Here is a 12,723-nt window from a genome sequence, read left to right on the forward strand (position 1 = left end):
CCGCTGGCCGTACGGATCGCGGGCGCGCGCCTGGCCGGCCGCCGCGGCTGGAGCCTCGGCCATCTGGCCGCGATCCTCGGCGACCAGCACCGGCGGCTCGACGAGCTGTCCACCGGCGACCTCGCGGTCCGCGCCGGTTTCGCGGTCGGTTACGCGCGGCTGCCCGACGACGCTCGCGCCCTGTTCCGGCGGCTCGGCCTGCTGGACGTGGGCGACGTGGCGGGCTGGGTGGCCGCCGCGATGCTGGACGTCCCGGTGGAGGAGGCGCAGGAACACCTCGAGACGCTCGTGGACGCCCGGCTTCTCGACGTCGGCGGCGTCGACGCGACCGGACGGCTCCGCTACCGCTTCCACGACCTGCTGCGCCTGTACGCCCGCGAGCGGTGTTTCGAAGAGGAGCCGGAGTCCTGGCTGGCGGCGCTGACCAGGGCATTCGGCGCATGGCTCGCCGTGGCCGAACATGTCGCCGAACACGTGCCGGGCCCGTGCTACGCGGCCATCCACGGCACCGCGCCCCGGTGGCCGCTGCCGACCGCGATCAGCGCGGCGGCACTGCGCGACCCGGCCGCCTGGTTCGACGCCGAATGGCCGGCGCTGGTGGCCGCGATCGGTCAGGCGTGCGACCTCGGCCTCGACGAGTTCGCCTGGGACCTGGCCGGATGCCTGGAGAAGTACTTCGACGTCCGCGTCATGACGGCGGAGTGGCAGGCGGTCCACGAGCGCGCCCTGCGCCTCTGCCGCACCACCGGCAACCGGCTCGGCGAGGCCGTACTGACCCGCGGGCTGGTCGAGCTGACGACCTGGACCTCGGCCTCACCGTCGGGCACGGCCATGGCCACGCTGCACGAGCGGTCGCGGCGTCTCCTGACGATGTTCGAGGAACTGGGCGAGCCGCGCGGCATGGCCGACGCGCTGGTGAACTGCGCCTGGGCGCTCGTGGCCGAAGGCGACCCGGACGAGGCGCTGGCGGTCGCCGGCCGCGCGCTGGAACTGGCGCGCGACCACGACCACCTCGGCGGGCAGGCACGCGCGCGCCACATGATGGGCGTCGCCTGCGGGCACGCGCGCGCCGACGCCGCCATCGAGCACCTGACCCACGCGCTGCAACTCGCACGCGAACTGGGCAACCCCCGCTTCGAGGCCACCGCGATGCAGTTCCTGGGCGCCGCGCACTGCGCCGCCGGCCACCTCGACAGCGGTCACGACCTGCTCGTCGCGTCACTGACCATGTGCCACGCGCGCGGCGACCGCTACGCGGAGGCGTTCTCGCTGCTCTACCTCGCCAAGCTGTACGCCGCGCTGGAGGATCCCCGCGCGCGGCCGGCCGCCGAGGCGGTCCTGTCGGTCAGCCGCCGGCACGGCATGCCGCACCACCTGGCCGACGCCTTGAAGGTCCTCGGCGACCTGGACCTGGCGGCCGGGCGGTACGCCTCGGCGACGCTCCGGCTGGAGGAGTCGGTGCAGGTCTGGCGGAGCCGTGGCTGGACCTCCTTCCTCGCCGAGACGCTGCGCAGCCTCGGCCGCGCCCACGCGGGCACCGGCGACACGGCGGCCGCGGTACGGGCCTGGACCGAGGCCCGCAAGCTGTTCGAGGAACTGTCCGACACGGCCGGGACCGCGGAGGTCACGACGCTGCTGGAACAGGCCGGCGCGACCCGATAGGCGCGCCCCATGAGATAGTTTGATTGCGTACTATATTCCTACTTACTATCAGTTCTCATGCTATTAGGTGGTCGGACATGTCATCGACCGGCGACGATGTGCTGTTCGTACGCGGCACGGAGGCGCACGCAAACGCCTGACGCGCATCGAGGAGATCATCGGGCACTCGCCGCCGAGCGGTCCGTCGGCGCGCTACGAGATGTGGTTCGCCCTGAGAGTAGGCCCAGGCGGGCACGTGCAGCCTGGGCGTGCCACAGGGGAGCGCTCCCACCTGCCACCCCGACGGTAACTTGATCCCTTACACGGAGAAAAGATGCTTTCATCGGCGTTCGCGAAAAGCTTGCAGGCGTGGCCTCTCTGGGCTATTCGTTAGGGAGACTCCCAATCAAACCTGGCGACGGTTCGCGTGGAGGACCGGACCCGGAAGGTACGGTTACCTATGGTCAGGACACCTTTGATCATGGTGGCGCTCGCGGGGACGATCACCGCGGCGGCCGTGACGCCGCCTCGTGTGGCCACCGCTGCGCCGCCTCCCGCCGCCGTCGTCGCGCCCGGTCCCGGCACGTCCCAGCTCACCTCCGGCTGGCACATCCAGTCCTCCTCCGTCGCCGGAGGCTCCGGCGCGCAGATCTCCCGTCCGGACTACTCCGCGACCGGCTGGCTGCCGCTCTCCCAGCCCGAGACCCTCATGGCGGGCCTGGTGGAGAACGGCCGGTATCCGAACGTCTTCTTCTCCGACCGGCTGAAGAGCGTGCCGAAGGACCAGTTCGACGTGAACTGGTGGTACCGCGACCGGCTCACCGTGCACCCGCGGGCCGGCGGCCGCACGTACCTGATCATGAACGGGGTGCTGGGCACCGCGGACCTGTGGGTCAACGGCACCAAGGTGGCCGACCGCGCGCAGTTGCAGGGCGCCTACTCACGGTTCGAGTACGACATCACGCCCTACGTGCACGACGGCGCCAACGCGATCGCGCTCGACGTCGCCAAGAACGACCCGAAGACCTACCTCACCGACAGCCAGCTCGACTGGAACCCGCACGCGCCGGACGAGGGCACCGGCCTGCGCTTCGCGCCGCAGCTCGCCCAGGCCGGGCCGATCTCGCTGCGCAACGTCCACGTCGTGCAGAACAACGCCAAGGACCTCAGCAGCTCCGACCTCACCGTCAAGGCCGACCTGCGCAACGACACCTCCACGGCCCAGCGCGGCGAGTTCGACACCACCATCACGCACGGCGCGACGCGCGTACGGGTGACCACCACGGCGGACGTGCCCGCGCGCAGCACGCGCACGGTCACGCTCTCCCCCGCCGACCACCGGCAGCTCCACCTGTCCCACCCGGCGATCTGGTGGCCGTACCAGCTCGGCGGCCAGCCGATGTACCACCTCGACGCCGCCGTACGGGCCGGCGGCCAGGAGTCCGACCGGTACGGCGAGGACTTCGGCATCCGCACGGTGACCTCCTCGCTCACCCCGGTCACGCAGGGCAGGACGCATGCGCCCCACGGCTACCGGCGGTTCGTGGTCAACGGGGTGCCGCTGGTGATCCGGGGCGGCGGGTGGTCGCCCGACATGTTCATGCGCTACTCGCCGCAGAACATCCGCGACCAGCTCGCGTACGTCAAGAACCTCGGCCTGAACACCATCCGGTTCGAGGGCAACCTGCCGCCGGATGACATGTTCGCCCAGATGGACCGCGCGGGAATCCTCGCGATGGCCGGCTGGCAGTGCTGCGACCGCTGGGAGGACCCGATCGCCAAGTGGCCCGAGGCCCTCCAGGCGAACGCGGCCAACCAGGCCGCCCGGGTCGCGTCCTGGCTGCGGAACCATCCGAGCGTCTTCACCTGGTTCCAGGGCAGCGACGAGGCGCCGGAGGCGGCCAAGGAGGCGATCTACCTCAAGGCGTTCGCGGACGCGGACTGGCAGACGCCGCAGGTGGCCTCGGCGGAGTACAAGAGCTCGCCGAAGCTCGGCCCGTCCGGCGCCAAGGAGGGCCCGTACAACTACGTGCCGCCGGGCTACTGGTGGGCGAACGGCCCCGAGACGGCGGGCAGCGACCCGAGCTTCACCAACGCCGGCAGCGCCTGGGGGTACGACACCGAGACCAGCGCCGGCAACACCGTGCCGACGCAGGACTCGCTCAACCGCTTCCTGACGCCGGCCGACCAGGCGAAGATCTGGGACCTTTCCACGACGAAGGGACCCGGCACCGGACCGGACCTGTTCCACGTCGCCGCCTCGTTCAACAGCTACACCAAGACCGCGCGCATGGGGCAGTACAACACCCCTCTGTGGAACCGCTACGGCTCCTGGTCCGACATGGCCTCGTACCAGAAGATCGCTCAGATGGGCGGGTACGAGGTGACCCGAGCGCAGTTCGAGGCGTACCTCGCCCGCTCGATCGACCCGGCCAACCCCAGCCCCGGCGTCATCTACTGGATGCTGAACAAGGCGTGGCCGTCGCTGCACTGGAACATCTACAACTACGACTTCGACCAGCCGGGCGTGTACTTCGGCGCGCTCAAGGCCGGCGAGCCGGTGCACATCATGTACGACTACGCCGACGGGTCGGTGAAGGTCTCCAACGTGACCCGCTCCCGGCAGGACGGCCTGACCGCGTCGTCGCGCGTCATCGACCTGAACGGCACGGTACGAGACGAGCGGCGGGTCGCCGTCTCCGGCCTGACCTCGCAAGACGTTCGGACGGTGCTGACGCCGAAGGTGCCGGCGCAGACCTCGCCCACCTACTTCCTCGAGCTCACGCTGAGCAAGGGCGGACGCACGGTGAGCCGGAACGTCTACTGGCTGTCCACCAGGCAGGACAAGGTCGACTGGGACAAGACGGTCGGCCAGGGCAGCGGGGCCACCTTCCAGCCCGGCGGGTACGCCGACCTCACCGGCCTGCAGAAGCTCCCTGCGGCGAACGTCACGGCGTCGGCGTCGACCCGCCGTGAGGGCGCCGACGCGGTCACCACGGTCACGATCCGCAACACCGGCAAGGCCCCGACGGTCTTCACCCGCGCCGACGTACGACGAGGCGCGGGCGGCGACAAGGCGGCGAGCGGCGACAACCAGGTGCTGCCGATCACCTGGAGCGACAACTACGTGACACTGTGGCCGGGCCAGAGCCAGACCCTGACCGCGCGCTATCACGCCGCGGACCTGCACGGCGCGCATCCGGTGGTCAGCCTCACCGGCCGCAACCTGCCCGACCGGACGATCTCCGCGGGCGGCTAGGGTCTGTCCCGAAGTGCTTGGGTCACGGGTTTTCCACAGCCGTGCGTGCCGTCTTTCTTCGGCGTATGGGGTGCCTTGACAATGGAAGTGGGGTCGGTCACAGGCCGTCAGGGGTGGCAGGCCGTGCCGGGTCAGGGTGCGGTGCGCGGTGGATGGCGCGATGCCGGTGCGGGCGGCCGGAGTGGGCCGATGCGGTGTGCCCGGCGCAGCGCGACCATGTGCGCTTTGATCTGGGGTGGGGTTCGGCGCGGGTGGCTGGAGCTGTCGTGCATGCCGGTGGCGCCCAGTCGCCGGTAGCGGGCGGCCCGGCGTGCGGCGTTGGTATGGCCGACGCCGAAACGTTCGGCGGCCCGGCGCAGCGGCCGGCCGTCTTCGACGACACACTGAGCCAGGCGCAGGGGCCGGTCCGGGGTCAAAGGGGGCCGTTACGGTGGGACACCAGGGCCTCCTGGACATCGGTGCAGATGTCGCAATCCACACCGAAACCAGAAGATCCTCTCCTCGTTCAAGGACCACCCAGAGCGTGTCGCCCGTCACCAACATCCCCGGACAGCACACCTAGGACCTGTCCCGAGGCTCCGCCGCCCGGCTGGGCGGCGGGCCCCGGCCCCCCGGCGAGCTCCTCGGAGCCGTCCGCGGTTACGACAGGACTGCGACCTGACGCGGACGACATCCCGACACGGGTCCGGGACCGTCGGCGCCATGACGCAGCTTCAGCCGACCATGGCCACTCCGGCGACGACCGGGCGCAGGCCGCATCTGCCCGCGTTGGACGGGCTACGGGGTGTCGCGATCCTCGGGGTGCTGTTGTTCCACACGGGCCACCTGCCCGGTGGTTTCCTCGGGGTGGACCTGTTCTTCGCGCTGTCCGGCCACCTCATCACCGACCTGCTGCTGCGGGAGATCGAGACGACCGGTGCCGTGTCGCTGGTCGCCTTCTGGGGCAGGCGCGTCCGCCGGCTGGTGCCCGCCCTGGCGACCATGCTCGCCGGTGTCACCATGCTGGTCTGGGCCGTTGGGCCGCCGGACATGGTGCGGACCACGCTCGCGGACGGCCCGTGGGTGCAGCTGAACCTGGTCAACTGGCATCTGCTCGCCGAGTCGGCCGGCTACTGGGACCGGTTCGGGCCGTCCCGGGTCTTCGAGCACCTGTGGAGCATCGCGGTCGAGGAGCAGTTCTACCTGGTGTGGCCGGTGCTCCTGCTGATCATCGCCCGGTGTGGGCGGCGGGTGGACCTCTGGGTCGCGGCGACCACGGCCGCGGTCTCGGTCGTCTCACTCGTGCTGATGGTCACGCTCGTCAGCCCGGCGGACCCGACCCGGGTCTACACCGGCACCGACACCCGGGCGTTCTCGTTGTTGCTGGGCGCCATGGTCGCCACCCGGCCGATGCGCGCCCTGCTGGCTCGCGTGGCCGGCCGGCGGGCGGGCGTCATGTCGGGAGCGCTGGCGATCGGAATGGGCACGGCGTGGTCGCTCGCCGACGGTGTGAACTCGGCGTGGCTGTTCACCGGCGGGCTCTTCGTTCACTCGCTGGCCGCGGCGCTGCTGGTCGGGCTATGCGCGCGAGAGTCGCGAACGACGGTCGCCTCGGTCCTCGCCTGGGGGCCACTGCGCCGGCTGGGGCTGGTCTCCTACGGCCTGTACCTGTGGCACTGGCCCGTCTTCGTGCTGCTCTCCGCGCAACGGGGGTGGGCCCGGACGGCGGCGGCGTGCGCCGTGTCGATCGGCCTCGCCGTGCTCTCGAAGTATCTGGTCGAGGACCCGATCCGGTTCCGGGCCAGGTGGGCCAGGGGGCGAAGCGGGGTGCTCGCGTTCGCGGCGGTCATGGCCGGGCTGGCCGTGCTGTGGTCGGTGCTGCCCGCCCCGGCTCCGGCCGCCATCGACATCAGCAGGCTGGGCTGATCCTGATCACCTGAACAGCGGGCAGGTCCGCCGTTCGTCCGACTCCGGGGTGGGCAGGGTGAAACGCACCTGCACCTTCGTACGCCTCGATCCGCCGCCCTGGATGTGAACCCCCAGCACCGTGCACACGATCTGGTCGATGCCCAACGGGGTCACCTCATGAATCGACAGCGGCACCATGAGCCGGATGAATCCCGATGTGACGGTCACCACGACCTGTGTCGTCGAACTCGACGAGATGTCCGTGTGCAGATCGGACTCGCCGGGCCCGGAGAGCAGCAAGGCCATGGCCTCGGGAATCCCGCCCAGGTGGCCGGTCCGCCGTGGCTGCGGCGAGAGCGCGCCCCGCGCGTCGACGAAGTACAGCGTCACGCCGGGCGCCACGCCTGTCGGGGCCTCGCCTCCGTCGGTCACCCCGGAAGGGCGGACTCCACAGCCCGCGAGCAGCAGGGCCACCGCCACCGGCCAGATCCGCCTCACCGTTCCTCCCGACGCCTTGGCAGCCTCAGCACGAACCGCGCGCCGCCGCCGTCGGTGTTGCCCGCGGTGAGGTCGCCGCCGTGCAGACGGGCGTTCTCCAGCGCGATCGCCAGCCCGAGCCCGCTGCCCGGCGTACGGGTGCGAGCGGCGTCGGCCTTGTAGAAGCGGTCGAACACATGCGGCAACACCTGCTCCGGCAGGCCCGGTCCGTTGTCGGTGACCTCGATCCGCACCTGCTCCCGTGACGCCGAGACGTACACGCTCACCGGTGGTTCGCCGTGCCGCAGCGCGTTCTCGGCCAGGTTGGCGACGATGACGTCCAGCCGGCGTCGGTCCACCCGCAGGAGGATCCCGTCCGGGGCGACCACGCCGACGCGGTCCAGCCTGCCCCGGGCGCGCAGGCAGTCCCGTACGGCACGGGCCACGTCGACCTCCTCGACCCGCAGCCGGGCGGTGCCGGCGTCGAATCGGGACACCTCCATCAGGTCCTCGACGAGCCGGACCAGCCGATGCGTCTCGGTGATCGCCATCTGCGCCGACTCGCGCGCGTCCGCCTCCATCCCGTCGGCCGTCGTCGCCAGCACCTCCACCACCGCCGTCAGCGTGCTCAGCGGGGTACGCAGCTCATGGGAGACGTCGGCGGCGAACCTCCTGGCGTCGTTCTGCATCCGCCGCATCGCCGCCATCGACGCCTGCACCGACTCGGCCATCTCGTTGATGGTCGCGGTCAGTTCGGCCAGTTCGTCGGCGCCCTGCGGCGGCGACCGCGCGTCGAGGTCACCGGCCGCCAGCCGGCGCGCGGTGTCGCGGAGTTCGCGCACCGGCCGCAGCACGCTGCCCGCGGCCAGCAGCGCCAGCAGCACCGCCGGCGGCAGCATGAGTGCGGCGGTGCCGGCCGCGGACCTGGCGAGGCCGTCGATCTGCCGCTCGACACCGCTGAGGTCGCGCACCGCGTACACCTCGATCCCGGACGGGGTACGTGCACCGTTCGGCGCGGTGATCGCGACGGGTGTGCCGACCAGTAGCCAGGGCCTGCCATCCGCGGTGATCCGCTCGGTGACGAGCCGGTTCCGGGTGCGTACGGCGGTGCGCAGCGCATCGGTGACGAGCGCGGTGTCGGCGCCGTCCGCGGAGCGCAGGTTCCGGTAGGTCACCAGAGTGTCCGCGCCGACGGCCGCGCGCAGCCGATCCAGCGCGCCCTGGTCCGGCGGATACCTCAGCTGGGGGGTGATCGCACCGATCTGCCCGGCGATGCCCTCGGTGAGCCGCTGCTGCGTCGAGGTGACCAGCGCCGTACTCGCCGATCCGGCGCTCGACCAGGCCGCCGCGGCGGCACCGAGCACGGTCACCAGCACGAAGGCGACCACCAACCGGGCACGCAGCCCGCGCGGCCACAGCCGCCCGGTCATACCGGTCCGAACCGGTAGCCGAACCCGCGCACGGTCTGCACGTACACCGGAGCCGCGGGATCGGCCTCGATCTTCGCCCGCAGCCGCTGCACGCAGTTGTCGACCAGCCGTGAGTCACCGAGGTAGTCGTGCTCCCACACCTCCTCGAGCAGCCGCTGCCGGGTGAACACCCGCCCGGGAGCCCGGGACAGGGTCAGCAGCAGCCGGAGCTCGGTCGGCGTCAGCGTCACCGGTATGCCGTGCGACGACACCGTCAGCGCGGTGGTGTCGATGCGCAGGTCGCGGTGCACTCGCACGCCGTCGGACCCGCCGGTGCCGCGGCGCAGCACCGCGCGGATCCGCGCGTCGAGCACGGTGGGCTGTACCGGCTTGATGACATAGTCGTCCGCGCCCGCCTCCAGACCGGCGACGACGTCGAAGTCGTCGCCGCGCGCGGTGAGGATGATCACTGGCACGTCGCCGGCCGCCCGGATCCGGCGGCACACCTCGAGCCCGTCGATGCCCGGCAGCATGAGGTCGAGTACGACCAGGTCCGGCACTGATGAGCGCAGCTCACGAAGACCGTCCTCGCCGTTCTCCGCGGCGCGGACGTCATGGCTGTGCCTGCTCAGCGCGAGCTGAAGCCCGCGCCGAACCAGGGGATCGTCCTCGATGAGCAGAATCGCCGGCACCCGTCAAGTATGGACAGAACGGGCCCGGCTCGACGGCCGCGGTGGTCTCCTGCGACACAACCGCGACACGACGGCGCAGACGCCGGGACACGGCGACGGCACCGTCGGAGCCATGACCAAGACACGAAGCCTCATCCTCGGCCTGACCGGGCTGCTCCTGCTGACCGCCTGCTCCGGCCGGTCCGGCGCGACCGATGCCCCCACCGCCGGAGGTCTGTCCAAGGTGCTGTTCCTCGGCGACTCCATCGCCGCAGGCGAGGCGCTGCCGCTGGCGGCCGCCTTCAAGGCCGGTGGTGTCGGGTTCCGGTCGATCGCCGCGGACGGCGGCGGGAACGTCGTCGGACCGTTCTCCGACAAGAACTGGGAGAAGCTGCCCGGGCAGATCACCTCCGCCAGGCCCACCGCGGTCGTCTACCAGCTCACCACCTACGACTGGGGCAGCGAGCGACAGCAGCGGGCCGCCTACGACCGGCTGCTGACGACGGTGACCGGAGCCGGCGCGAGGCTGGTCCTGGTCACCGCGCCGCCGATCAGGCCCGACGACTTCTACCGGCCGCACATGGCCGACCTGGCACACGCCCCGGACGCCGCCCGAGCGGTCGCGGCGGAGTCGCACGGCCAGGCCGGCCTGCTGGACGCCGACGCGGTGTGGGGCGGCACCTACCAGCGGGTCAGGGACGGCAGGACCGACCGCAGCAGCGACGGCATCCACACCTGCCCGCAGGGGGCGGCTCGTTTCGCCGACTGGCTGCTGGCCCGGCTGGCGGAGTCGTTCCCCGGCTTCACTCCGGCGGCTCCGCGGTCGTGGGCCAACACCGGCTGGTCCGCCGATGACCACTTCAAGGGCTGCTGACCGCGGGCCGTACGGTGGGCGGTCGTCCCCGGCGTGCCCCGTACGAGCTCCAGGAGATGGCGTCAGACCGGAGCCGCGGGACCCTCGAGGAACCGGAGCAGCACGGCGGCCTCCTCACGGAGGCGTGCCGCCCGGTCCGCCTGCGCGGGCGCCGTCAGCCGGGATGCGACGGCGAGCCGCTCATCGGCCTCGGCTCGCACGATGTCCGCCGCACCGCGCTCGCTCAGCGCACGCCGCGGCGCCTCGGTGGCGCCCACGCCGACGGGCGACTCCTCGATGGCCAGGCCGCGTGGCCCGGATACGTCCACGGGCACCGCCTCGGCGTTGTCGAGCGCGGCGAGTGCCGAACGCAGGGCGCTCACCGCGGCCTTGTCGCGGGCGCGCATCGCTTCGGGCAGGGCTTGACGCATGCGAAGGCGTAGGGACATGCCGGCGACCTTATGGCCGTGCTCCCGGCCCCACAACGGAATATGTCCGGCGTCGGAGCGTCAGGTCAGCCGGCGGGCGAGGGTCTCGCTGATCTCGCCGAGCCGGCGGACCTGGTCGTCGTCCAGCGTGTCGAAGATGACGCTGCGGACGGTCTCCACGTGCCCGGGGGCGGCGGCCTCCAGCGCCGCGAAGCCGTCATCGGTGAGGACGGCGATCTGGCCGCGCCGGTCGGTCGGGCAGTTCTCCCGGCGCACCCAGCCGCGCTCTTCCAGGCGCGCGATGGCGTGGGAGAGCCGGCTCGCCGACATCCGTGTGGCGTCGGCGAGCTCGGCCATCCGCAGGGCCCGGCCGTCCTCCTCGGACAGCCGCACCAGGATCTCGTAGTAGGCGTGCGGGAGGCCCGAGTCGCGGCGCAGCTGGGCGTCGATCGCATCGAGCAGCAGCCGGTGCGAGTTCAGGTACGCGCGCCAGATGCGCTGTTGCTCGGCGTTCAGCCACCGCGTCTCGGTCACGAACAAGATTCTAGTTAGGGCGGGTCAACGCCCTGATGCCGGAGAGGGGGTGGGCGTCCTCACTCCACCGCCGCGGCGACCGACTCGGACCAGATCTGAACCGCCTCGTCGATCTGCGCCGCGTCGACCACCAGCGGCGGGATCATCCGGACGACGTTGCCGTACGCGCCGCAGGTCAGCAGCAGCAGACCGCGCTGTGCCGCCTCCCGCTGGGCGCGCTGGGCGGCCGCGGTGTCCGGCTCGCCGCCGGTGCCGAACTCACTGCCCAGCATGAGGCCACGGCCGCGTACGTCGCCGATGATCGGATGGGCCGAGGCGACCTTGTGCAGCCCGTCGCGCAGGCGGAGTCCCATCGCGTCGGCGTTGGCCACCAGCCCCTCGTCCTGGATGACGTCCAGCGTCGCCAGCGCGGCGGCGCAGGCGACGGCGTTGCCGCCGTACGTGCCGCCCTGCGAGCCGGGCCAGGCGCGGCTCATCAGCTCGGCCGGGGCGGCGATCGCCGACAGCGGGAACCCGCTGGCCAGGCCCTTGGCCGTGATGAGCACGTCGGGCCGTACGTCGGCGTGCTCGTGGCCCCAGAACCGCCCGGTGCGCCCGAAGCCGGTCTGGACCTCGTCGACGATGAGCAGGGCGCCGTGCCGGTCGGCGCGCTCGCGCAGCCCCTCGAGGAACCCGGGCGGGGCGGGGATGTAGCCGCCCTCGCCGAGCACCGGCTCGACCACGAACGCGGCGGTGTCCTGGGCGGGGCTGACCGTCGCGAGCAGGTAGTCCAGCTCGCGCAGCGCGAAGCGCGTGGCCTCCTCCTCGCTCCATCCGTACCGGTACGCCTGCGGGAACGGCGCGACGGCCGCCCCGGGCATCAGCGGGCCGATGCCGGCGCGGAACTTCGTGCCGGCCGTGGTCAGCGAGGCGGCGCCCATGGTGCGGCCGTGGAAGGAGCCGTGGAAGACGACGATGTTCTGGCGGCCGGTCGCGTGGCGGGCCAGCCGGATCGCCGCCTCGACGGCCTCGCTGCCGGAGTTGAGGTAGAACAGCGCGTCCAGGCCCTCCGGGAGCACCTCGCCCAGGCGCTCGGTGAGGCGGAGCAGCGGGCGGTGCATCACCGTCGTGTACTGGCCGTGGATGAGCGTGGCGACCTGCTCCTGCGCGGCCTGTACGACGCGCGGGTGGCAGTGCCCCGTGCTCGTCACGCCGATTCCGGCGGTGAAGTCGAGGTATCGGCGGCCCTCTTCGTCGTAGAGGTGAACACCCTCGCCGCGGGCGGCCAGCACGGGCGTGGCCTGGGTCAGTACCGGGGACAACTGCGCCATGGGTCGCTCCTGAAGATTGTTGACAATATGATGATATGCAAGCATGCTCCAGAGGCGTTGTCCAGATGCAGGTCAGGAGGCGGGCCGTGCGCGAGTGCAGCGACAGGCACGCACACCGGCCTCTTTCCCGACGAAGGAGGGCCCGTGAACGGACGAACCGACAAGCACGCACACCCGGTCCCTCCCCCGACGAAGGAGGGCCCGTGAACGAGCGAAGCGAGCGAACCGGCAAACACGCACGCCCGATCCCTCCC

The 12,723-nt window shown here is 71.7% G+C and carries 9 protein-coding genes and 2 pseudogenes; 4 read left to right on the plus strand and 7 right to left on the minus strand.

The window, feature by feature from the left end; translation table 11 throughout:
• Together ACFFNX_RS26855 and ACFFNX_RS26860 are read left to right on the plus strand one after the other, a co-directional pair.
• Nucleotides 1–1,662, plus strand: a pseudogene (locus ACFFNX_RS26855) (AfsR/SARP family transcriptional regulator); the annotation flags it as partial.
• Between the two features lie 439 nt (nucleotides 1,663–2,101).
• Nucleotides 2,102–4,900 carry a glycoside hydrolase family 2 protein gene (locus ACFFNX_RS26860; protein ID WP_378208018.1) on the plus strand — a complete coding sequence of 933 codons (2,799 nt, stop codon included), beginning with the start codon at nucleotides 2,102–2,104 and terminating at the stop codon, nucleotides 4,898–4,900.
• Between the two features lie 93 nt (nucleotides 4,901–4,993).
• Here the strand turns inward: ACFFNX_RS26860 and ACFFNX_RS26865 are convergent.
• Nucleotides 4,994–5,316 (minus strand): annotated as a pseudogene (locus ACFFNX_RS26865) (transposase family protein); the annotation flags it as partial.
• A 286-nt stretch (nucleotides 5,317–5,602) separates the two neighbouring features.
• Here ACFFNX_RS26865 and ACFFNX_RS26870 point away from each other — a divergent pair.
• Nucleotides 5,603–6,805: an acyltransferase family protein gene (locus ACFFNX_RS26870; RefSeq protein WP_378208021.1), complete on the plus strand. Its 1,203-nt coding sequence runs from the start codon at nucleotides 5,603–5,605 to the stop codon at nucleotides 6,803–6,805.
• A 6-nt stretch (nucleotides 6,806–6,811) separates the two neighbouring features.
• On the opposite strand, the gene ACFFNX_RS26875 is transcribed toward ACFFNX_RS26870, so the two are convergent.
• The 3 genes from ACFFNX_RS26875 to ACFFNX_RS26885 are packed head-to-tail and all read right to left on the minus strand — an operon-like array spanning nucleotide 6,812 to nucleotide 9,365.
• Nucleotides 6,812–7,285, minus strand: a complete 474-nt coding sequence (locus ACFFNX_RS26875; protein ID WP_378208024.1) for a hypothetical protein — start codon at nucleotides 7,283–7,285, stop codon at nucleotides 6,812–6,814.
• Nucleotides 7,282–8,694 carry an ATP-binding protein gene (locus ACFFNX_RS26880; protein ID WP_378208027.1) on the minus strand — a complete coding sequence of 471 codons (1,413 nt, stop codon included), beginning with the start codon at nucleotides 8,692–8,694 and terminating at the stop codon, nucleotides 7,282–7,284. The genes ACFFNX_RS26875 and ACFFNX_RS26880 overlap by 4 nt, the downstream gene beginning before the upstream one ends.
• Complete coding sequence (locus ACFFNX_RS26885; protein WP_378208030.1) at nucleotides 8,691–9,365, minus strand: response regulator; 675 nt, start codon at nucleotides 9,363–9,365, stop codon at nucleotides 8,691–8,693. The genes ACFFNX_RS26880 and ACFFNX_RS26885 overlap by 4 nt, the downstream gene beginning before the upstream one ends.
• 112 nt (nucleotides 9,366–9,477) lie before the next feature.
• Between ACFFNX_RS26885 and ACFFNX_RS26890 the strand changes: the two genes are divergently transcribed.
• The gene (locus tag ACFFNX_RS26890) at nucleotides 9,478–10,218 is read left to right on the plus strand and encodes an SGNH/GDSL hydrolase family protein (protein ID WP_378208033.1); all 741 of its coding nucleotides are present in this window, start codon (nucleotides 9,478–9,480) and stop codon (nucleotides 10,216–10,218) included.
• Nucleotides 10,219–10,280: 62 nt separating this feature from the next.
• On the opposite strand, the gene ACFFNX_RS26895 is transcribed toward ACFFNX_RS26890, so the two are convergent.
• From ACFFNX_RS26895 to ACFFNX_RS26905, 3 genes are read right to left on the minus strand one after another with little or no spacing between them, the layout of a single operon-like run.
• Nucleotides 10,281–10,646 carry a GatB/YqeY domain-containing protein gene (locus tag ACFFNX_RS26895; RefSeq protein ID WP_378208035.1) on the minus strand — a complete coding sequence of 122 codons (366 nt, stop codon included), beginning with the start codon at nucleotides 10,644–10,646 and terminating at the stop codon, nucleotides 10,281–10,283.
• Nucleotides 10,647–10,706: 60 nt separating this feature from the next.
• Nucleotides 10,707–11,159 (minus strand): MarR family winged helix-turn-helix transcriptional regulator, encoded by a 453-nt coding sequence (locus ACFFNX_RS26900; RefSeq protein ID WP_378208038.1) that lies wholly within the window; start codon nucleotides 11,157–11,159, stop codon nucleotides 10,707–10,709.
• A gap of 59 nt (nucleotides 11,160–11,218) precedes the next feature.
• The gene (locus ACFFNX_RS26905) at nucleotides 11,219–12,469 is read right to left on the minus strand and encodes an aspartate aminotransferase family protein (RefSeq protein WP_378208040.1); all 1,251 of its coding nucleotides are present in this window, start codon (nucleotides 12,467–12,469) and stop codon (nucleotides 11,219–11,221) included.
• Nucleotides 12,470–12,723 lie beyond the last annotated feature (254 nt).

The organism is Actinoallomurus acaciae, assembly GCF_042429965.1.
Lineage (GTDB): Bacteria > Actinomycetota > Actinomycetes > Streptosporangiales > Streptosporangiaceae > Actinoallomurus > Actinoallomurus acaciae.